The organism is Exiguobacterium sp. Leaf187 (assembly GCF_001423925.1).
GTDB lineage: Bacteria > Bacillota > Bacilli > Exiguobacteriales > Exiguobacteriaceae > Exiguobacterium_A > Exiguobacterium_A indicum.
Genome location: NZ_LMPR01000009.1, coordinates 428298 through 447253, shown reverse-complemented (window position 1 = coordinate 447253; position 18956 = coordinate 428298). Strand labels below are relative to the sequence as shown.

Annotated in this window: 27 protein-coding genes; 12 read left to right on the top strand and 15 right to left on the bottom strand. The window is 48.0% G+C overall.

The features are described from left to right. Positions 1-19: 19 nt before the first annotated feature. Complete coding sequence (locus ASF99_RS06375) at positions 20-505, bottom strand: NUDIX hydrolase (RefSeq protein ID WP_055967859.1); 486 nt, start codon at positions 503-505, stop codon at positions 20-22. Further along, the gene (locus ASF99_RS06370; RefSeq protein ID WP_055967857.1) at positions 502-1035 is read right to left on the bottom strand and encodes a DUF402 domain-containing protein; all 534 of its coding nucleotides are present in this window, start codon (positions 1033-1035) and stop codon (positions 502-504) included. The genes ASF99_RS06375 and ASF99_RS06370 overlap by 4 nt, the downstream gene beginning before the upstream one ends. Positions 1036-1190: 155 nt before the next feature. Between ASF99_RS06370 and ASF99_RS06365 the strand changes: the two genes are divergently transcribed. Further along, positions 1191-2300 (top strand): GGDEF domain-containing protein, encoded by a 1110-nt coding sequence (locus tag ASF99_RS06365; RefSeq protein WP_055967854.1) that lies wholly within the window; start codon positions 1191-1193, stop codon positions 2298-2300. A gap of 153 nt (positions 2301-2453) precedes the next feature. Here ASF99_RS06365 and ASF99_RS06360 read toward each other — a convergent pair whose 3' ends face one another. The 3 genes from ASF99_RS06360 to ASF99_RS06350 are packed head-to-tail and all read right to left on the bottom strand — an operon-like array spanning position 2454 to position 4969. Continuing rightward, positions 2454-3140, bottom strand: a complete 687-nt coding sequence (locus tag ASF99_RS06360; RefSeq protein WP_055967852.1) for a polysaccharide deacetylase family protein — start codon at positions 3138-3140, stop codon at positions 2454-2456. A 17-nt stretch (positions 3141-3157) separates the two neighbouring features. After that, positions 3158-4285, bottom strand: a complete 1128-nt coding sequence (locus tag ASF99_RS06355; protein WP_055967849.1) for an MGDG synthase family glycosyltransferase — start codon at positions 4283-4285, stop codon at positions 3158-3160. A gap of 54 nt (positions 4286-4339) precedes the next feature. Then, on the bottom strand, positions 4340-4969 hold the full coding sequence (locus tag ASF99_RS06350; RefSeq protein ID WP_055967846.1) for a DedA family protein: 630 nt from the start codon (positions 4967-4969) through the stop codon (positions 4340-4342). Positions 4970-5184: 215 nt separating this feature from the next. Here ASF99_RS06350 and ASF99_RS06345 point away from each other — a divergent pair, with 215 nt between their 5' ends. Genes ASF99_RS06345 through ASF99_RS06335 form a run of 3 tightly spaced genes read left to right on the top strand, consistent with a single transcriptional unit; the run spans position 5185 to position 6918 of the window. Then, a complete protein-coding gene (locus ASF99_RS06345) occupies positions 5185-5727 on the top strand; it encodes a GNAT family N-acetyltransferase (RefSeq protein WP_055967844.1) in 543 nt (180 codons plus the stop codon). Between the two features lie 26 nt (positions 5728-5753). Next, entirely contained in the window at positions 5754-6557 is an 804-nt protein-coding gene (locus ASF99_RS06340) for a hypothetical protein (protein WP_055967841.1), read from the top strand. Between the two features lie 13 nt (positions 6558-6570). Then, positions 6571-6918, top strand: coding sequence for a hypothetical protein (locus tag ASF99_RS06335; RefSeq protein ID WP_235515877.1), 348 nt, complete (start codon positions 6571-6573; stop codon positions 6916-6918). Between the two features lie 220 nt (positions 6919-7138). Here ASF99_RS06335 and ASF99_RS06330 read toward each other — a convergent pair whose 3' ends face one another. Continuing rightward, entirely contained in the window at positions 7139-8215 is a 1077-nt protein-coding gene (locus ASF99_RS06330; protein WP_055967836.1) for an RNA-guided endonuclease InsQ/TnpB family protein, read from the bottom strand. Between the two features lie 183 nt (positions 8216-8398). Here ASF99_RS06330 and ASF99_RS06325 point away from each other — a divergent pair, with 183 nt between their 5' ends. Beyond that, positions 8399-8680 (top strand): hypothetical protein, encoded by a 282-nt coding sequence (locus ASF99_RS06325; RefSeq protein WP_055967835.1) that lies wholly within the window; start codon positions 8399-8401, stop codon positions 8678-8680. Positions 8681-8737: 57 nt separating this feature from the next. On the opposite strand, the gene ASF99_RS06320 is transcribed toward ASF99_RS06325, so the two are convergent. Both ASF99_RS06320 and ASF99_RS06315 read right to left on the bottom strand, forming a co-directional pair. Further along, on the bottom strand, positions 8738-8920 hold the full coding sequence (locus ASF99_RS06320; protein ID WP_023468170.1) for a hypothetical protein: 183 nt from the start codon (positions 8918-8920) through the stop codon (positions 8738-8740). 128 nt (positions 8921-9048) lie between these two features. Beyond that, on the bottom strand, positions 9049-9684 hold the full coding sequence (locus ASF99_RS06315) for an NAD(P)-dependent oxidoreductase (RefSeq protein ID WP_055967833.1): 636 nt from the start codon (positions 9682-9684) through the stop codon (positions 9049-9051). A gap of 163 nt (positions 9685-9847) precedes the next feature. Between ASF99_RS06315 and ASF99_RS06310 the strand changes: the two genes are divergently transcribed. From ASF99_RS06310 to ASF99_RS06300, 3 genes are all read left to right on the top strand, one after another. After that, complete coding sequence (locus ASF99_RS06310; protein ID WP_035397593.1) at positions 9848-10279, top strand: Rrf2 family transcriptional regulator; 432 nt, start codon at positions 9848-9850, stop codon at positions 10277-10279. A 92-nt stretch (positions 10280-10371) separates the two neighbouring features. Then, a complete protein-coding gene (locus ASF99_RS06305; RefSeq protein WP_023468167.1) occupies positions 10372-10581 on the top strand; it encodes a helix-turn-helix transcriptional regulator in 210 nt (69 codons plus the stop codon). Further along, entirely contained in the window at positions 10574-11050 is a 477-nt protein-coding gene (locus ASF99_RS06300) for a DUF6773 family protein (protein WP_035397596.1), read from the top strand. The genes ASF99_RS06305 and ASF99_RS06300 overlap by 8 nt, the downstream gene beginning before the upstream one ends. A gap of 53 nt (positions 11051-11103) precedes the next feature. Here the strand turns inward: ASF99_RS06300 and ASF99_RS17220 are convergent, their stop codons facing one another. The 3 genes from ASF99_RS17220 to arr form a co-directional block, all read right to left on the bottom strand. Beyond that, positions 11104-11280 carry a hypothetical protein gene (locus ASF99_RS17220; RefSeq protein ID WP_156357191.1) on the bottom strand — a complete coding sequence of 59 codons (177 nt, stop codon included), beginning with the start codon at positions 11278-11280 and terminating at the stop codon, positions 11104-11106. A 106-nt stretch (positions 11281-11386) separates the two neighbouring features. Further along, complete coding sequence (locus ASF99_RS06295; RefSeq protein ID WP_055967831.1) at positions 11387-11899, bottom strand: hypothetical protein; 513 nt, start codon at positions 11897-11899, stop codon at positions 11387-11389. An 18-nt stretch (positions 11900-11917) separates the two neighbouring features. After that, positions 11918-12319: an NAD(+)--rifampin ADP-ribosyltransferase gene (arr, locus tag ASF99_RS06290; RefSeq protein ID WP_055967829.1), complete on the bottom strand. Its 402-nt coding sequence runs from the start codon at positions 12317-12319 to the stop codon at positions 11918-11920. 199 nt (positions 12320-12518) lie between these two features. Between arr and ASF99_RS06285 the strand changes: the two genes are divergently transcribed. From ASF99_RS06285 to ASF99_RS06270, 4 genes are all read left to right on the top strand, one after another. Further along, entirely contained in the window at positions 12519-13049 is a 531-nt protein-coding gene (locus tag ASF99_RS06285; RefSeq protein ID WP_023468162.1) for a hypothetical protein, read from the top strand. 154 nt (positions 13050-13203) lie between these two features. Then, positions 13204-13623, top strand: a complete 420-nt coding sequence (locus ASF99_RS06280) for a MarR family winged helix-turn-helix transcriptional regulator (protein ID WP_023468161.1) — start codon at positions 13204-13206, stop codon at positions 13621-13623. Positions 13624-13642: 19 nt separating this feature from the next. After that, a complete protein-coding gene (locus ASF99_RS06275; RefSeq protein WP_023468160.1) occupies positions 13643-14065 on the top strand; it encodes a MarR family winged helix-turn-helix transcriptional regulator in 423 nt (140 codons plus the stop codon). A gap of 85 nt (positions 14066-14150) precedes the next feature. Continuing rightward, positions 14151-14912 (top strand): hypothetical protein, encoded by a 762-nt coding sequence (locus tag ASF99_RS06270; RefSeq protein WP_055967826.1) that lies wholly within the window; start codon positions 14151-14153, stop codon positions 14910-14912. 178 nt (positions 14913-15090) lie between these two features. Here ASF99_RS06270 and ASF99_RS06265 read toward each other — a convergent pair whose 3' ends face one another. The 4 genes from ASF99_RS06265 to ASF99_RS06250 form a co-directional block, all read right to left on the bottom strand. After that, positions 15091-16080 (bottom strand): DUF2268 domain-containing protein, encoded by a 990-nt coding sequence (locus ASF99_RS06265; RefSeq protein WP_055967823.1) that lies wholly within the window; start codon positions 16078-16080, stop codon positions 15091-15093. A gap of 150 nt (positions 16081-16230) precedes the next feature. Continuing rightward, entirely contained in the window at positions 16231-17022 is a 792-nt protein-coding gene (locus ASF99_RS06260; RefSeq protein WP_055967820.1) for an ABC transporter permease, read from the bottom strand. Then, positions 17019-17813, bottom strand: coding sequence for an ABC transporter permease (locus tag ASF99_RS06255; protein WP_193748180.1), 795 nt, complete (start codon positions 17811-17813; stop codon positions 17019-17021). The genes ASF99_RS06260 and ASF99_RS06255 overlap by 4 nt, the downstream gene beginning before the upstream one ends. Continuing rightward, positions 17810-18814, bottom strand: a complete 1005-nt coding sequence (locus tag ASF99_RS06250) for an ABC transporter ATP-binding protein (RefSeq protein WP_055967816.1) — start codon at positions 18812-18814, stop codon at positions 17810-17812. The genes ASF99_RS06255 and ASF99_RS06250 overlap by 4 nt, the downstream gene beginning before the upstream one ends. Positions 18815-18956 lie beyond the last annotated feature (142 nt).

Below are 18956 nucleotides of genomic sequence, written 5' to 3'. Positions count from 1 at the left end.
CAACGAAGAGCGCTCCTGTTCATTTTAAGACGTCCCAATTCGAGAAGTGTCGTGCCTCGAGATCGAGTTGCTGTTCCTCTATCCAGCGAAACGCTTCGAGTACGAGCGGTGACGCGTTATCAATCGAGACGTCACTCGCCTTGACCCAGCGCGCACCGAGTGAGTCTTGTCCGACGAATTGTTCGGGGATACTCAGCGTTCCACCCGTCTGTCGGACGAGATAAAACACAGCGATGTGATGGACTTCTTCGAACTCGCGCCAATCCCACGGAAGCTTGAAGTCCGCGACGCCGATCTGTCGTTCGAGTGCCACTTCGAGCCCTGTCTCTTCCGTGAATTCCCGGCGCATCGCCGTAGCGAGCGTCTCTCCTTCTTCGAGGCTTCCCCCTGGTAAGTCATAGCGATTGATATACGGTCCACCATTCTTGTCGATGACGAGTAAGGCATCCTCCTTCATCAATAATCCATAGACACCAAATGCCCGGTGGCAACGAATCGTCTTCATGTGTCATTCCCCCTTCTCTTCATCTGCAGGACGGTCGGGATGAACGGATCCAAAAAGCCGTCAAACGGAAACTGTTGCTGCGCGATTCGTTCTTGTAGGTTCAGTAACGATGCACGGGCTCGTTCAATCACATCAGTCGGATAATCGTACAATTGTTGGTTCTCTAAAAATTCGTCCTCGTCGACGACCGTCCACACTTCCTCGCGATGGACGAGATCGAGATCCAGATCAATGAACGATAAGGTATTTCCTTGAAGAACTGGCGGTAAGCAAATGTTACAGTAGTACGTCACCTCTCCCGTCCGCTCTAAATCGAGACCGACCGTAAAATCAGCATCAAGCGGATAGAATTCGAGACTATAATTGTCATATGTATAAACCGCTTCGCGACGATGATGCAAAAGAGTCCGCCCGGGCGTATTCGCGACGAGCAGATACGCTTCCGTCTGTTCAAGGACATAGCCGTCCCATGAATAGTGCGGACGTCCATCAAATTTTCGCGCTTCCATCGTGACATGCTGTAGTTCCATTCTAACCCCACTCCTTCCCTAAAGCTCTCTAATTTTACCAAATAAATTTGTTTGAGCAAGTCTTTACCTGAATCTTTAAAATTTTGAGACTCTCTCGTTGACATCCTTTAACAAACTGCTATCGTGAAAGTATCATACTCAAGGATGTGGAACCGATGTTCATTGCCGAGTTGTTATTGAATGCTTGCATCGCCTTCACCGGCTTTTATTTGATCGCCAAAATCATTTATAGTCAACGTCTCGCGTCAAGTAGCTTGAAATCCCTCATCGTCGGTCTTGCGACCGGGCTGCTCGGGGTGCTATTGATGTTTAAGGGGATCGCCGTCAACGAGTCGTTACGGATGGATTTGCGTCATTTACCGCTCGTCCTGCTCGCTTTTTATGGCGTCCGTTCGCCCCTGATCATCGCAACGCTAATCATCGGCTGCTCCCGGTTCTACTTCGGCTGGACACCACAAGCGATCGTCGCGTTTCTTGCAGTCCTTGGTATCAGCACCGGGATGTACTTCATCCATAAACGGTTGCTCCACCGACCATTCTTGCAAAATCTCATCATGAACGTCTGGGCGTTGTTCATGATTACGATTGCCGTCTCGATCAATCTCGGCTTTAGTGACGCCGCTCTTCGTTTGCTCGCTTCGACATGGACGATCGGACTGGCGGTCGGACTGTTATCGAGTCTATTGACGATTGATTTTCAGTTGCTCAACGAACAGGTGCAGCGCTACAAACAATCAGCGGAACTTGATCATTTGACGGGACTGTACAATCGCCGGGTTTGGGACGAACGGACGGCTTTTCTTGAAGAGGAAGGACGTGTCTACAATGTGCTCGCACTCGACATCGACCACTTCAAGCATGTCAACGATACATACGGGCATGCGAACGGGGATCTCGTCTTGCAACAGTTCGCACGGATCTTACAGGAAGAAACGCGTCCGCATGATATCACGGCGCGCATCGGGGGAGAGGAATTCATGGTCCTCGTCTATGATTTGACGCCTTCGAAAGTCGCGAAGGTTGCCAACCGAATCCGGGAGCGGATCGCGAACACGCGCTTTCAGCTCGACGGCTTTCCCGCCATCTCGATCACAGCGTCCGTCGGCATCGCCCATGGGAAACACGTCGCTGCCCAGAGGATGAATATCCTTGCCGACGAAGCGTTATATGCCGCCAAGGAACAAGGGCGGAACCGTGTCATTCTGTACGAGGTCGATGCTGAGGCGGCGATGACGACGCAAGACCGTGAACCGGTCCGTTCTTAATCTTTATCATACGCATTCGATTATTGAGTAGACTGCGCTGGGTGATGCAAAAACAGATCATCCATCATCGCCATGCAGACGAGGACGACATGTCACGCAATGCTTAATCCATGCAAAAGAGGACTTACCATGAAACCGGTAAGTCCTCTTTCTTTACGCTTGATCGATTCGCCGAAACTGTAAGCCACGTGCTTTCCACTCCGGTAAGAGTTCTTTCAGCGCCGCAATCGTCTGCACGGGTGCTTGTGGATCCGCACCGAACGTATCCCCGTTATCATGCAATAAAATGATGTCGCCTTCTGACACATGCGACAACAATCGTTTGATTTTTGCGGTCCCGCCCTCTAGCTTCCAGTCCTCCGCCATCTTCGACCAGAGAATCATTTTGTAAGAAGGAGGACAGAGGACATCTCCAGCATTGAGCGCACCCCACGGTGGACGGTAGACCGTCGGTCGTTCGCCCGTGATCCGTTCAATGATTGCTGCTGTCCGTTCGATGCCTGTCCGGACTGTCGACGGTCGCATCGACCAGTTCGGTCGATGGACATAATTGTGGATCCCGAGTTGATGCCCTTCTTCGTGCATCCGGCGAATGAGGTCCGGATGTGCTTCTGCTTTATGACCCACGACGAAAAACGTCGCGTGAATGCCTTCTTGTTGTAAGAGATCCAGCAGTTCTGTCGTATAGACAGGATCTGGACCGTCATCGAACGTCAAGGCGATGGATCGTGAGTCCAGTGATTTCGTCACGCGCCATCCAAAGACGCGTGACGCCATATACGGAACGACCGTATAAGCAAGTGTCGCGAGAACTCCCGCTGTGACAAGACGTGAACGCATGTAAACTAACTCCCTTATTATCCATTTACTTTTTGACGACGATCTTGCAGGCAACCCGCAATTCGTTCCGCGAAAAACCGCTGATCGGCCATGACGCAATCATTTTGATACTGCGTGACCGCCTGTTGCCAAGCATGCATGACATCCGGGTTCTCAAGCGTCCGACGGATGACATCCGCGAGTGAATCCGTTTGATTAAAGGAGAACGCAAGCCCTTTCTCCATCAAATACGTACGATTGATCTCTTCTTGCCCCGGTAGGACGTGTTGAATGAACAGCGGAACACGTTTTTCGAATGCTTCGCTGACCGTCACGCCTCCCGGCTTCGTGACGATCGCATCCATCCGTTCATACAGTTGATTCATCTCATCTCGTGAATCGATATAGGCGAGTGGATGAATATGTGGATGACGTCGCGAAGCTAAGCGTTTATAGAGCGTCTGATTGTTCCCGCACAAGACATGAAAATCGGCTTCCGTACACTGTTCGATTTGCGCAAGCAATGTCTCGAGTTGACCGAGCCCACCGTTTCCGCCCGCAACCAGAATTTGTTTGCGGGACTGCGTCGAACGAATGATCGAACCACCAAAAATGGCTGGATGGACAGGGATTCCCGTTACGAACAACCGCTCTTCTGGGACAGCATGATGCGCGTGTAATTCCCGCATCGCCTCACGATTCGGCAACAAGTGATACTCGATATGCGTCTTTCCCCAGACGCGACTGACGAATAGATCCGTATAGGCATTGATGACGGGGACATCACAAAGGTTTCGTTCCTTCAATTGATTCAAGAGATAGGACGGAAATGCATGCGTACAGATGATGACATCCGGTTGTTCCGTTCGGATGATTCGTAACATCTGCTGTTGGAAATAATGCGACGTCCATCCGGTCGAGCGCGCGTTACTCGAACGCCCGGCAATATGCCGATGATAAAAACGACTATAACCGTTTGAGAAATGTCGGATCCAGTTCAGATAAAACTTCGATGTCACCCATTCCGCGAACGGGCTGATCGTACTGAGTAACTCTACTTCCTTGACTTCAACATCTGGTCCCTGCAATCGTTCAGCGATGGCTTCCGCGACGAGATGATGGCCGGATCGCATCCTTAAAAAAGGAAAGATCACTATTTTTTGCATCGTATGTCCACTCCTTCAAACTATCCGCAAAAATCCTTTAAAAAGAAGTATCGCTTAGTCTTCTTTTCCCGCTTGGTTTTTCCCTGAAACGACGCGTTTTTCAAGCCGTTTACGCTTGAGCCATTTGACGAGTACACCGAGCAGGAACAACACGAGTAAGGCAAGTCCGAAATACGGTACGACTTCCGGCTTGATATGAAACGTTTTTCCGGCAAAGTGACCGAGTAAGACGAAAGGAACGACCCATAGCGCGGAACCAAGTGCTGACACCCAGAAATAACGACTGAACGGAATCTGCTTCATCCCCGCAAAATACGGATTGATTTGCCGCACGCCAGGAATATAAAGACCCGCGATGATCGTCCGATTGATGCGTCCCATGTAGCCGTTTGACACCCGCTCCCAGCGCTCCCTCGTCAATCCGATGAACCGACCGTATCGTAAGACGGTCGGTCCAAAGAAGCGCCCCGCGCCATATGCCGTCAACATGCCGACGTACGTTCCGGCGAATGCCGTCAAGATCGAATAAATCAAACGTTCTTCGTTCTGACCACTTAAGATACCAATCAGGACGAGTAGTGATTCTTCCGGTGCCGGGATCCCGACGATGCCAAAAAATAAAAAAATGAAAATAACGCCATATCCATAGGCATCGAGATACTGGTTGACCGTATCCATGTTCATGTTGTCACGTCCTCTACTGCTGTCTCTCTGTACTGTTTCATAGTCTTCTGACTATGTATTCGTTCCTGTTCATGCAATTCCTTTTTTAGAAAAATTAAAACCCGTTTTCAGCTAAAAATTGACCTGTTCTCGTACCTCTCCTCGTGACAGTTCTCAGCATTTAGGCGATGATGAAGAGAGTGAACTATATCTTTAAAGATAGAAGGAGGATGACGATGAAAGAGACTGAACAATTGAAAATTCGCCCTCTCTCGATCGAGAGTATTCCACTCGTCAATGATGCCAACGATCCGTTTCCAATCATCGGACGCATCGTTCCGCAGTTTTCTGGTACCACCTGGTCCTACACGGAAGAACTTTATGAAACAACTACCGAGACCCATTTCCCGGACGACCGTCTCGATTGGTCTACTTATATTGATCATCAAGATCGTATCGTCCTACTCGCCTTCTCCGGCACTTCTTGTATCGGTCAGATTCGTCTCGTACGTGACTGGAACCGTTTCGCCTACATCGAGAACATCGCCGTCAAACAATCGTTTCGTAAACTAGGCGTCGGACACCAACTGCTCGCCGCTGCGACGAATTGGGCACAGCAACGTGAGTTGATCGGTCTGTCCCTTGAAGCACAGGACGATAATCTGATGGCTTGCCGGTTTTACGCGCGAGAAGGCTTCGTGCTCGGTGGTGTCGATAGCCTAAAACAATCCGCCAATCCACACATCGATCTGACGCTGTATTGGTACAAACTATTTTGAGCAACAAACGGAAAGGACTTATTTCTATGGCATCAATCGTAAAGAACAGTTTCATTTCCGCGATATTGTTCGCTTTCTTGTACGCACTGATTGCTGGGCATGAGATGGGGGATCCAGCAATCTACGGCACGTCCTTCACCGACTTCTTCCTGATTGGTCTACTGTTTGCCGGTCCAGTCATCCTAATCGGCGCACTCTTGACAGAAGGGCTGCCGCGCCTGTTATTCCGTTCGACTATCTCATTCGCACAACGGATCATCCTCAATCAAGTCGTCGCGTTGTTCGCAAGTATCGTCCTCTATCTACTTGTGCAACCCAATCCATTTTCGTTCTATTTTGTCTTGTTCTGTTCTGGAGTAGCATTGGTGTATCTTCTTGTCTCCGAATCAGCGCGGAAGTATCCGGCATTCCTCCCCTATCTATTCGGGTGGCTTGGTCGGACCGTCCTCAGCTTCTTTTTATTTCTCCACTTGTTTGGTTCGATGACGATGATGGTTCCGTTTTTGTCATACACGGAGCAGTTGGTCAATGAACAGTTGGATGCTGTCATGCTACTGTTCTTCAGCAGCATCGCGCTGGCTGACATGCTGTTAGCTGTTCGTTTTACGAAGCGCTCGCTACCGTGGACGACACATCTCCTCGTTCATCAAGGCACGGTCTTCGTGTTTGCTGGCGCGTTCATTTTGTTGACTTCGGTTCCTGCAGTATGTTTCGCCGGAAACGTAGTCGCTGCCTTCTTATACGTAATGGTCACCCGTCTATTCATCGTCATGAAAACCGGGAAGAAGGAACACCATGATCCGTCTGTCATTTCGACTACTGATGACTAATTGGATATTTTTGATGCTGTATCAACATCTCCCGTCGTCACCACGCCTTATGCCAGAGACGGACGCTGGGTATTATTCAGGTGTTTTCGAGACATTGCTGTCGTTTATGATTGTCATCACGGTCGGCGGCATCCTGACTGACGCGATTCGTTACTTCGGCTTCCGAACGCGTCCACTTTCCTTTACATCACATCTCTTCCTGAATCAAGGCATCGCCTTCCTTATGGGTGGCATCTTATTAATCGTCTTCAATGGTCTGTTTCAACCGCTCTATTTTCAGGCGATCGCGAGTAGCGCCGCCTTCCTCTATTTTTTAATGACACGTTTGACATTACTATACAAAAAAGATTCAGTTGTTTGAAATCAGCCACATTCTTACATTTTTGTTAGGTAAGAATGACAAGCTAGGCATTATACTGAATGTATCGTTCATTGACACTCCCACGGCTAAAGCCGCAAGCCCAAACCGTTGGTGAGGGTGGGATTCTCAAGTGCTTGGCGGACTCAATCCATTTCTGCTTCGTCCGAGCCTTGAGGTAGGGGTGTGCCATCACCCCTCCTGAGACAGACCGTATAGGTTCTCAGGCTGATGGACTGTTACCATCCATCACAGGTGCGTATCGAATGTTCATCGCACCGACGGCGTCCCGATGTCCTTTAAACCCACAGGCACACGTGTATACCCTATCCCTCACCTTGTTCCTGACGGAACAGGATGGGCAGGTCTGACTCGTGTAGGCGGGGTTCGCATACTCAACCTTGATGCCCGACAAGGCGGCTTTGTATTCGATGAAGGACGCGAGACGATAGAACGACCATGAGTGGAGGTTCTGGTTGTTTTTACGGCTTGTTCTTGCCGTCTGTCGGATGTTCGCCAAGAGTTCGAGGCGAATGACAGAGATTTTCTTCTGTCTTGCAAAATCGACGATGGCTCGGCTGACCTTGTGGTCCTTGTCCCGCATCCACCGCTGTTCCTTCTGATTGCGTCGTTTGATAGCCTTCGGCTTCTTCTTTTTGCCGAGTGCCTTCCGTTCCGCACGGAACTTGCGTTTCATATACTTGTTCTTACGACCGTTCCCGAAGAAACGGGTCGTGTCGTCATCGGTGACGGCGACCGCCGGCACTTTCAGTCCGAGGTCAACCCCCATCACCCGCACCCCCGTCCGAGGGACGGTCGGGACATGGACGGAAATCTGAGCGATCCACTTCCTTCCCTTCTTCGTGACCCTGAGCGTCCCGAGTTTGTTGGCAAGGAGTCCGGTATTCCGATTGTCCTTGTCAACCATGGCAGCACGGAATCGCATCTTCACGGACTTCCCGTCCATCCAAACGGGGAAGGAGATGCTCTCGAAGTCGAAGGAATAGTTCTGATTGTTCCAGACGCAGACCGGCTTTTTGAGGACAGGGATGCGTTTGAAATCCTCTTTCCTCGCCTTCTTGTAGATGCCGACGGCATCTCCTGCGAGTTGGTTCTTCACGGCGCTCGGAAGGGGAGTGTCGATGTCCTTGCTCGACCACCTCTTCCCGTCCTCGGAGGCGACCATGTTCGCCACGACTCGGTTGGCGGTCTGGATATAGGTCTTGCCCATCCTTTTTAGGATGGCATCCTGACGACGCGTGGCATAGATTCGAACTTCTACCGTGACGACTTGACTCATCTTTGACACCTCCTTCATCCTAATAATCAACTCCATTATAGATTTACTATAAATGCATTTCATCAGGAAGAACAGTCGGGGACATGCGGTGTCTGAAGACACCCCGTCCCCGAACTCGCTATCATCCCACCCCTAAAGGAGTGGGCTTTCTCGCTCGTACATTCTGTAAAGGAGACATGCCACATGTTTCGTCAAAAATCACTTTTGTACTTACTCATTTTTTTGTCCTTCGGTTTCGCCTTCGACACGATCACTGGATCGTCCCTCATTCCGTTCGTTGAACCCCTTCATGAATTGATTGCCTCACTTGCGCTGACGATCACGACCGCCTGTTTGTCACTGTTCTTTCTGTTCTACCATGGCGTTCGTCCGCATCTTGAATTATTGATCGTCCTCCCCTTTTTGATTTTGACGAGCGGCATCATGTTCTTCTTCGTCTTCTTGAACGCAATGACTGTCATCTAACGTCACCAAAAAGCCCGTCTTCTTCAAGGAGACGGGCTTTGGTCGGCAATATGTAGATCACGGTTTGGCGTTAAGCTCCAGCAACGGATCACTTTCACTCGGCCAATTGATTTGTCCCTCGTAATGATCCTCGATCGTCGCGACCGGTTTCGAACGTTCGAACCGGGACGGTTGCGTCGACGTCGTACAGACGATCAAGACAGCTAACAGACTGATGATACTAAAAACTCGTCGCATCATGATTTATACTCCTTTAGTCGTTTCTATCTTCATATTAAACAAACTATGCTATTATGCCATCCGTCCTCCGCTGTATCTCTCGCTCCGCCCATTAAAAAAGACCGACTACGTGAGTCGGTCTGACACCATCACCCTTGTTCGCCAACGACCGAGAATCGCTCGTTGAGATGTTGCGCGTTTTCTAGCTCATCGACTACAGCGATGGCGTAATCCGCGTAACTGATGTAGCTTTCCCCTTTTGCGTTTAGAATCATCTGCTCGCCGCCGACTGTATACGTTCCTGTGCGTTGACCGCTCGGATCAAAGAATCCAGCGGGGCTGAGATACGTCCACGTCACGTCGTGTTGCCCTTGCAGTTCGATCAAGTTTTTTCCCATGTTCGAGGCTGTCGGATAATACGCTTCCGGGAAATCCGGTGTTTCCATGACGCGTACTGTATGCTCGGCATCGACGAATAGGCTTCCTGCACCACCGACGACGAATAGTCGAATCTTACTTCCTGCTAACACGTTGATTAAATGACGCCCGACTTCGATATGTTTCGTTTCCTCACCCGGTGCTGCGTTAAACGCATTGACGATGGCGTCAAATCCGTTTAAGTCGTCTTTCGTCAGTGCGAGCACATCGCGCTCGAGAATCGTGACGTTTGCCGTCACTTTTGCGGCGTTACGGACGATTGCCGTGACGTCATGTCCACGTTTGATTGCTTCTTGTACAATCAACTGCCCTGCTTTTCCTGTTGCGCCGATGATTCCGATGTTCATGATGATTCCTCCTTTTGATATGTAACTCATTTGATTACATGTAACCAATATAGTTACAAATACTTTGTTTGTCAACTGTGTTGTTCCTATTCCCCGTTTCTTGCCAAATGAACGATACAGCGTATAATGAGAGAACAATGTTTTTAAAAAGGAGGGTCATCCGTTGGCCATCAGTACTCGTTTTTCCGTCGGTATCCATATTCTCTCGTTGATCGCAACCGACGAGAAGATGACATCCGACTTGATTGCTGGCAGCGTCAATACGAATCCGGTCGTCATCCGTAAAATCATGAGCATGCTCAAAAAAGCCGATCTGATTGAGGTCCGCCCGGGTGTCGCCGGTGCGCGACTCGCACGCCCGTTATCTCGCATCACGCTACTTGACGTTTATCAAGCCGTCGCTGTCGTACCGGACAAGGAACTGTTCGGCGTCCATGCCGCACCGAACCCAGATTGCCCGGTTGGACGAAACATCCAATCGACGGTCACACCAATCTTTGAGCTTGCGCAATCTGCTCTTGAAAAGGTGCTCGCTCACGTCACACTGGATGATATCGTCAGTGAAATCGAACAAAAAGAAGCATCGTCCTCATGAGGGGCGATGTTTTTTTTGCAATATATACATTGCATATGTCATCTATATATGACATAATAGCTAAGGGAATATTTGTAAAGGAGTGGATAGATATGTCTACATCGTTGAGTCCGATGAAACAACTTCGCATGCAGCAAGGCTTAACACAAGGTCAACTAGCAGAGAAAGTACATGTCACACGACAAACGATTGCCTTGATTGAAGCGAATAAGTTCAATCCGAGTCTTCGACTTTGTTTAGACATCGCACACGCCTTAGAAACGGATTTAAATACATTATTTTGGGAGGAACAGCATGAGTAAGTGGTTAGAATTCTTTGGTATTAAAAAAGAAACGGATGAACGGGTTCAACAACAGGGGACAAAAGTGTTTTTCGAAGCAGGAATCTTCGTCTTCTGCATAGCGATACTCGATATCATCGTACGCGGGATGGTGTTAGATCGTCCGCTGGCTGAGTGGGGGTTTAGCTTTTTCATAATAGGAGCATATCTTGTGTATGGCATCATTCGAATGGCGTTCGCTGGAGTATACGATCAAGATATTTATGATGAGACATCCTTTGAGAAGAAAATGAGAAAACACACGTTAGAACATTTGTTGATCAGCTTATTCTTATCGATTATCACGACGGTTCATGATGGTTTGCCACATGATCTAATGGGATGGATGGAGATCCCTGTTAAGTTTTGTTGTGCGTTCCTAGCGATGCAGTTGGTTGAATGGGTCTTATCTCGTATCTCACTTCGAAAAATCAAGAAAGAACTTCAATAATACATGAATACATAATGAAACGCATCGTCCTATACAGGATGATGCGTTTTACATTACATGAACCATTGATACAGTAGATATCCTCCACCGAGGACGACAAGCACCGCGAGCATCTCTAGACCACGCATTCCGTCGTTTTGCCCACGGGGTACGGCACTACCGAGACCTTGATCGACACCATCGCGGAGATGATCGAGTGGTTGTTTCTTTTCTTGTTTGAAACGAGACATATAAACGACCCCCTTTTTACATATTGTACCATTCCATCCTCACCTTGCAGTACATTCTGTTAAAAAGAATCCGTGGTAGTGCTTATCTTACATTCAATTCGTTTCTCTATTCATTTCGAAGCAATTTCATGAATCCCATCTTTTCAACGATCAAAACATCCTGCTCGAAGCGTTTGATGGAACGTTCCGTTGATCGATCGTCAATTAAATTCGGATGACCGAAGCATACGTTTAAGATCGAATTGAGTTTCTCTGCATCACCACCGATGAAGTAGTGAGACATATAGGTGTTGTCCTCTGATGCGATGACGACGAATGTCGCCATATCAAGCACTCCTTCGACATCTTCTGCTGTCAGAAGTTTGTCGTTCGCAGATACTTTCTGAAAGTCATACGATTCGATGGAGGCAATCCTACCTTTTAACAGATCAAGAATTGATTTTCGGTAAATACAATAGACGCCAACGATCGTTTCAATAGGTGGAACGAACGGATCTTCCATGATCGTGATCCATCGCTCGTCGTCTTGATTCAGGCGGATGGCATGCAAATGATTAACCAATAATTGATCAATGACGTTGTTCGTCGGTTGGATCGATTTAAAATCATATACAGGCAAGTCTTCTCCCCCGTTCGTTTAGTCGATGATTGTATCCTTCCCTTCTGCGCGTAACCGCTGCAGGGATGCTTTCATCTTCTCAATCTCCTGGTCTGTATGCCGTTCCCACGTTCCGAGTTCAGCGATGATCTTCACGGGTTCCGTCGAACGATACGACCGAGTCGGATTGCCTGGGAACCGTTTGTTCGTCAAGTTCGGATCATCCTCATACGCTCCGAGTGGTTCGACGAGATAGATACGTTCCGGAGCGTCAGATCGTGCGAGCTCTGCGCCCCACTTCGCTGCATCAAATGTTGCCGTGAAATAGACGTGCTGGAGCGGTTGTTCACGAAAATTCGACGCGTGCCCTGGTTTCAATTCGTCACCGATTTGCAACGTGGCTTTCGTGCCATGGAAAAACGGACCTTCGACTGGTTTCATATGCTCGCCTCCTGACTGGATACATTCAGTATAGACAGTCGATTCGTTCAGGTGTAGTCTGTTTTAAAATGAAATTTCACGGTATACTTATAGCAAAGGAAGAGCATTTGTCGTCAGATTGTAACTCGTTTTTTGTCTGGCCATCAGGCATGATAGGAATAGTCATTTTACATACCCTATAGGAGGTCATCCGTTTAACGTGAAGTTCTTTAAAGCTTTAGCGAAAACCGAAGAGGCTGTCTGGATTCCAGAAGCCGAGTGGCAAACCGTTTGTGAGCAAGAAGGACTGACCGTGCCGCATCATCCGCAGGAACAATTCGTTGGTCTCGCGTACAACAATCAGCGGCAAGTCGTCGAAGTCACGCGTAATTTACGTCCACCAGCTCTCAGTTATTACGTCACGATTCTAGAACCACCCCATAGTCGATCCCTAATTTCAAAACGTTCGTTCTTAACCGTGCTTCATGAACGAACGAAGCGCACATCCCTCACCGAATACGGTACATTCTGTTTACTTGAGATCAACGTTCGGGAAGAAGGACTCGGCGAGCGTGGTCTGTTACTTGAGTCGTTGATTCATGACATCGAAAAAAAGTACACTCATTACGCGATTCGTGGCGATTATGCGACAATCACCTTACAAGGACGCGTCTCAGATCAATGTTTTACGAAATATGGATTCCAGTTAACGGATTCCTATCTCACGCTTTCGAATGGGATTCCTTCCTGAACCGACCTGACACGTTCAGGTCTTTTTTTGTACAGATCCTAGGTAATGATGGGAAGTGATGGGTTTGCGTTCAAACTAGTAGCACTACATATTTTTAATATGGTATGGTAAAAGTAATTCATCAGCAGTACATTCTACATTTAAGAGGTTCCTCATGACAATAATGACAGAGACATACCCCATGACATGCTGGCAGACGATTTCGACGTATCACAACCAACAAATCAAGCACGTCAATGCGTTCTTGAAACAATGGGATCTCTCCCATACGAATCTTGAAGTATTGCGTTGCCTACAGACAACCTCATGCACGAGCCAGAAGGAAATCGCGGAACGGATCCAAGTGACCGATGGCACGATTTCACACGGAATCAAACGCTTATTCGATCGGCAACTTATCACCCGTAAGCGCAAATGGAAGACGAACTATTTGCTCTTGACGGAAAAAGGAACAGCCATTCTGCAAGAAGTGTTGCCTGCCTATGAACGTTTTCAACAGGAACAATTCGCCGCTTTGACGGCTCGACAACAGGAAGAATTAATCCGTTTCTTCGATAAGCTCAACCCTGCATGACAGAAGAGGAGGAAAAATCATGACCTTCACATTCGAATCTTCAATGCAACATTGGAACGCCATTCAGCGGATCCATTCTCGTTATTCGAAAGAAGTCAACGATGTATTGAAACCAAAAGGACTCTCAAAATCCCAATTCGATTTATTGATGACCTTGTATCATCAAGAGAGTGCGACACAAAAATCACTTGAACGCACGCTCGAACTCTCAAGCGGTGCCATTTCGCAAACGGTGAAGAAGTTACTCGCGGAACACCTCGTCATCCGAAAACGAATCAACCGGGAAAAACGGATTCTCTTGACGGAAGATGGTGCAGCGCTGATTCAAACGTCAGCTCCCGAGATCGAAGAGATTGATGATCGTTATTTCCGTGCCTTTACATCAAAGGACCACGAGACGTTCGACCAATTGCTCCATAAGATGCAAAGCGATCATTTTTGATCGTACTTCCGATAACCGCGGACTCTTTTCTATCGAGGCGTCCGCGTTTTTTACATAGAGACACTAAAACAAGGGAGCAACAGAGATGACACATAGAGACGTACTATTGGACCGATTGGATGCAATCGGGCAAACGATTGCACAAACGGATGATGCACTTGTCCTGCTCGGACTCGGTTCTGTCGGTCAAGAACTTGGACGACTTGATGACTATTCGGACTTAGACTTTTTCGTCATCGCAAAACCCGGTAAAAAGACTCGATTCATCGAGCAACTCGACTGGTTAGAAAACACACATTCGCTACACTTTCAATTTCAAAATACGCAGGATGGACATAAAGTCATGTTTGACGACGGTATCTATGCCGAATTTGCGATCTTCGAACTAGATGAGCTTTCTGAAATTGCATTTTCTGCTGGCCGTATCGTGTGGTGCGACCCTTCCTTCGACGCGTTTGAACGCTTAGTCCCACTACCGCGTAATAGTTCGAGCGAACATCCATCCGTCGATTACGCCATTCATGAAGCACTGACGAACCTGTATGTCGGGCTCTGTCGCGAAGCACGTGGCGAAACCTTATCAGCCTTCCGTTTGATTCAACAATTTGCCGTTGGTCAATTGTTACACGTTCTGTCCTCATTTGAAAAAGAGGAAGCGACATCTGTTGATCCGTTTGCTCCGGAACGTCGGATTGAGCAACGTTTCCCAGAAATGGTCAACCGATTCTCAGAGATGATGCCAGGCTATTCGCATAATAAAACGGCTGCACTAGTGATCCTCGATTACATCGAACAGATTCATCCTGTCTCACCTGCCATGTCAAACGCGATCCGTTCACTCGCTTAAATGATGTCTTCTAAAAAATACGTCCGGATGTCCTAAGTCATAGGAAATCCGGACGTATTGCGTTTAAGATGAATCCACTTCAAAAGAATACTTTATTACAGTTTTGAAAGAAATAATATTCCTGTTAGTGATAGGTTGCTTCCCTATACATAATACCATTTTTTTACATTACCTTGAATCAAAGAAGATCGTTTTTATATTTGTAATCCTTCAAGATTGTTTCCGCGTCTTGAGTCGTCCAATCTACTATCGATTCCGAGGGATGTTTTTCAAGATAGGCGTCCATGATATCTTTACCTAATCGGTACATACTCCACAAAGGTACATCCTTATCCTTATTTCCGTCCATGATATCATCTTGCGTTAACTCACCATTTTTTATTAAACGTAAAACACGCTGTTTCGTCTCTTCTTCTAATGGCTCGACCCAAGCTGGTGTCACTCCTTTAACGACGTGTTTCGCGAACTGATCCGCTTTTCCTTCAAGAAGGAGTGAATGGATCAGTGGACTAGCTTCATCTTCTAAGGATGTATCTAGCTTCATCCGATCATACAAAGCAGTATGATGATATTCATGGGCTACCGCATAATCTAACATTTTCTGATCGTAGTCGGCGGTAAGGAATAGCATAAAGCAATCTCTAGTTGCCAATCCTGCGACCCCTCCCATGACATCCATACGGTCCATGAATTCCGTGTTAACAGGCACGATGAATATCGTATTCGTTTGCTTTGGTAATGCCCGATGTGAAGCAGTGTAACTTTTTTCAATGATTGTTTTGATCTCTGTATCTTGTTTCATCAGCTCTTTCGTCCGACTTAGTAATTGTTCTTTATACTCAGTTGCTTGTAGCATAAAGTAACTTTTCATATATGTTAGATCAAGATTCTGTTGCTCACCAATTTCATCGATGTAACCTAAGACATGTTTTAGGTAACTGTTCGTGTTGTCGTCTGAGTTCCCTGTCTGCATCGCTTCTTCTAAGTACTGATTGTATTGCGTATAGAGCGGAACGATCTTGACCTGATCATCTTGACCAATCTTGATCGTCTTATTTTTAATCGTTTCGTCGTTTTGTGAAAAGAAGTTTTCTGCCCTTTCCCAAACGGTACACCCCGATAAGGTAAGCAATATCAAACAGAGTAATACGAGCCATCCTTTTTTCAATATAACCCCTCCCTCAGATTCATGTCTCAATATTTCATACTGTCATTTAATAACAAAAGTTTCATATTTTACATAAAGAAATCCATATCTAAATTGATTAGAAACAAAAAGAACCTTGAAGCGTCGCAACACTTCAAGGTTCTCCTTCTTTCATGATCCCGTACTCGCGAATGCCTTCAGTCCAAACAACCAGAACCGATAAGCAATCAAACAGGCGATGATCGCGACGAGTGGTGTCGCAATCGCCATTACGCCATAGCCTCTTCCGTCAAAGAAATACATCGCCGGGTAGAAGGCAGTAAAGCCGAATGGGATGATGTAAGTCAAGACGAACATCAAGACCTTCGAGTAGATCGTCATCGGGTAACGAGCGAAATCACTCAGACTGAAGACCGCTGAAACGACCGGTAGACTGTCGACCATCCAAAACGAGAACGTCGCAAAAAACAGATTGATCGCGATATAGAGCAATCCGCTCGATAAGACGAGCACGAGCAACATCAAGACATCACCGAAGCTCCAGACCATATCGAGATGATCCGAGGCGATGTACAGTACGCCACCGCCAATCAATAGTTGACCGAACCCGTCTTGCTGAACGCGCTCAGCGACGATTTGAAACAGTGGATTGACCGGGCGCATCAACAACCGATCCAGATTCCCGGTCCGGATGTACTGCCAGCCGATCGTCCACAAGTTATCAAAGAAGATATGGTGTAAGGCTCGTCCTAAAAAAGCGATCCCGTAAATGAATAGGATCTCGTAAAAGTCCCAGCCGTTTAACGTCTCGATATGCTGAAAGACGACCGACAGGAAAAAGAGTGAGGCGAACTGTTGACCGAAGACCGACAAGACACCGATCAGGAAATCAATCCGGTATTCCATCATGACCTTAAAATGACTTTTGGCATACAACCAGTAGAGTTTTATGTATCGTTTCATCCGCCGAACACCGTCACTTTCCGGATCGCGAGCGCGAACGTGATCCGCAAGATGACAAAGAATCCAATCAACCAACCGATTTGAATCAGTAACGCTTGCAGGATACCGCTTGCCCCGATCTCTCCCGTATAGATCGCAACCGGGACATAGACGAGTGAAGCAAACGGTAAGTATAGACTAATCGTCTGAAACCAGTCCGGAAACAGCGTCAACGGGACGATCGCACCGGACATGATCGTGATGACGGCGTCCTGTAAGACGGACAGTCCCCAAATGTTGACGGTATAGAAGGCAAAGATGCCGACGAGCAGATCAATCAATGTCGCGAGCAACACGGCACAAATCACGCTACCGACGAAGGCAATGCCAGCCAACCACGACTGTGGTCGATCCACGCCGATGAACAAAATCGAGACGAGGACGAGTGGTAGGATCGAGCGGAACAAGACCGAGACTTTTGAGCCGATGTCTTGGGCGAGTAACTTATCGAGCAAGTGATACGGACGGAGTAACTCGATTGCGATCGCCCCTTGTTTGATCATCCGGGCGAGATCGCGTCCGGCACCCCCGCGGAACTGATCGATCATCGTCGCAAGCACCGCATACGTCAGCATCGTCGACAGCGAGATACCGGAAACATCGGTCTTATTGGCATACACGGCTTGCCAGAAGAAATAGAGGATGAACAGACGCATCGTCACGCTAAACATGCTTGCCCAGTACCAGGCTGTGTAGGCGAGATCAACTTTGATTTGGGACCGCATCAACGCGGTATATTTACGGATTCTCATGCACTGATCCCCGCTTGGTAGAGCTTGCGGATTAACGTCTCCATCTTCGGGACGGACACGGAGACGTCCCGAACGGCGTACAGCGAAACGATTTCCTTGATGACTTGACCGCTTGACAGTTCTCGGTCGTCGAAGGCGAGCTCATACGTTAGTTCATCCGTCTCAAACATGATCACACGATTGATCAACACTGTCGGTAAAGCGAACGGCACCGGTTCTTCGAGCGTGATTCGAAGTGTCCGTTCGTGACTGAAGGATGCCTTTAACTGATCGATCGTATCGTCATAGATGATTTTACCGTCGTCGAGGACGATCACCCGGTCACAGACTTCCTCGATATCCTGCATGTCGTGCGTCGTCAAGATGACGGTCGTCCCCCAGCGATCACTCATCTCACGGATGAAGTGACGGATCGTCTCCTTGATCTCGATATCAAGCCCGATCGTTGGTTCGTCGAGATAGACGACTTTTGGTCGATGCAGGAAGGCTGCGGCTAGTTCACAGCGCATCTTTTGTCCGAGCGACAGTTGTCGGACCGGTACGTCTAGAAGCGGTGCCAGATCAAGCTTCTCCCGAAACCACGCGAGTGTCTCGGCAAACTCGGAAGTCGGTACTTGATAGATTTCCTTCAACAGCTCAAACGATTCTTGGACCGGAATGTCCCAGAACAGTTGCGTCCGCTGACCGAAGACGGCTCCGATTTGCGATGCGTTCTTGACGCGGTCGGCATGCGGATCAAGTCCGAACACCCGGACGTTCCCCGCGTCCGGACGCAAGACACCAGCGAGCATCTTGATCGTCGTTGATTTCCCGGCACCGTTGAAACCGATATAGCCGACCCGTTCTCCTGGTGCGATCGTCAAATCAATCGCTTTGACCGCCTCTTTCGTCCGGTACGTCCGGTGAAATAACGCTTTGATCGCTCCACGTAGTCCCGGTTCCCGTTCTAGGATTTGATAGTGTTTCGTCAGTCCTGTTGCTTTGACGGCATATGGTTGCATGTATTCTCCCCCTTTTGTGCAAACGCTTTCCGAAAACGTAGTATACCAGAAAAATCCAAGAGTCTTCCATCTCTTTTGAAAATTTTTCTCGATATTCTGACGCTGTCGCGTAATAATAGATAAAAAAAGGAGTGGTCTGACC

What these genes read in the sequence shown, in the direction of transcription:
- ASF99_RS06325 (WP_055967835.1), top strand. Translation starts at nt 8,399, where the DNA reads ATGTTTCGTCAAAAATCACTTTTGTACTTACTCATTTTTTTGTCCTTC.
- ASF99_RS06345 (WP_055967844.1), top strand. Translation starts at nt 5,185, where the DNA reads ATGAAAGAGACTGAACAATTGAAAATTCGCCCTCTCTCGATCGAGAGT.
- ASF99_RS17220 (WP_156357191.1), bottom strand. Translation starts at nt 11,280, where the DNA reads ATGTCTCGTTTCAAACAAGAAAAGAAACAACCACTCGATCATCTCCGC.
- ASF99_RS06270 (WP_055967826.1), top strand. Translation starts at nt 14,151, where the DNA reads ATGACACATAGAGACGTACTATTGGACCGATTGGATGCAATCGGGCAA.
- ASF99_RS06275 (WP_023468160.1), top strand. Translation starts at nt 13,643, where the DNA reads ATGACCTTCACATTCGAATCTTCAATGCAACATTGGAACGCCATTCAG.
- ASF99_RS06370 (WP_055967857.1), bottom strand. Translation starts at nt 1,035, where the DNA reads ATGGAACTACAGCATGTCACGATGGAAGCGCGAAAATTTGATGGACGT.
- ASF99_RS06305 (WP_023468167.1), top strand. Translation starts at nt 10,372, where the DNA reads ATGTCTACATCGTTGAGTCCGATGAAACAACTTCGCATGCAGCAAGGC.
- ASF99_RS06335 (WP_235515877.1), top strand. Translation starts at nt 6,571, where the DNA reads ATGCTGTATCAACATCTCCCGTCGTCACCACGCCTTATGCCAGAGACG.
- ASF99_RS06255 (WP_193748180.1), bottom strand. Translation starts at nt 17,813, where the DNA reads ATGAGAATCCGTAAATATACCGCGTTGATGCGGTCCCAAATCAAAGTT.
- ASF99_RS06250 (WP_055967816.1), bottom strand. Translation starts at nt 18,814, where the DNA reads ATGCAACCATATGCCGTCAAAGCAACAGGACTGACGAAACACTATCAA.
- ASF99_RS06280 (WP_023468161.1), top strand. Translation starts at nt 13,204, where the DNA reads ATGACAATAATGACAGAGACATACCCCATGACATGCTGGCAGACGATT.
- ASF99_RS06340 (WP_055967841.1), top strand. Translation starts at nt 5,754, where the DNA reads ATGGCATCAATCGTAAAGAACAGTTTCATTTCCGCGATATTGTTCGCT.
- ASF99_RS06260 (WP_055967820.1), bottom strand. Translation starts at nt 17,022, where the DNA reads ATGAAACGATACATAAAACTCTACTGGTTGTATGCCAAAAGTCATTTT.
- ASF99_RS06375 (WP_055967859.1), bottom strand. Translation starts at nt 505, where the DNA reads ATGAAGACGATTCGTTGCCACCGGGCATTTGGTGTCTATGGATTATTG.
- arr (WP_055967829.1), bottom strand. Translation starts at nt 12,319, where the DNA reads ATGAAACCAGTCGAAGGTCCGTTTTTCCATGGCACGAAAGCCACGTTG.
- ASF99_RS06330 (WP_055967836.1), bottom strand. Translation starts at nt 8,215, where the DNA reads ATGAGTCAAGTCGTCACGGTAGAAGTTCGAATCTATGCCACGCGTCGT.
- ASF99_RS06320 (WP_023468170.1), bottom strand. Translation starts at nt 8,920, where the DNA reads ATGATGCGACGAGTTTTTAGTATCATCAGTCTGTTAGCTGTCTTGATC.
- ASF99_RS06350 (WP_055967846.1), bottom strand. Translation starts at nt 4,969, where the DNA reads ATGAACATGGATACGGTCAACCAGTATCTCGATGCCTATGGATATGGC.
- ASF99_RS06315 (WP_055967833.1), bottom strand. Translation starts at nt 9,684, where the DNA reads ATGAACATCGGAATCATCGGCGCAACAGGAAAAGCAGGGCAGTTGATT.
- ASF99_RS06355 (WP_055967849.1), bottom strand. Translation starts at nt 4,285, where the DNA reads ATGCAAAAAATAGTGATCTTTCCTTTTTTAAGGATGCGATCCGGCCAT.
- ASF99_RS06360 (WP_055967852.1), bottom strand. Translation starts at nt 3,140, where the DNA reads ATGCGTTCACGTCTTGTCACAGCGGGAGTTCTCGCGACACTTGCTTAT.
- ASF99_RS06300 (WP_035397596.1), top strand. Translation starts at nt 10,574, where the DNA reads ATGAGTAAGTGGTTAGAATTCTTTGGTATTAAAAAAGAAACGGATGAA.
- ASF99_RS06365 (WP_055967854.1), top strand. Translation starts at nt 1,191, where the DNA reads ATGTTCATTGCCGAGTTGTTATTGAATGCTTGCATCGCCTTCACCGGC.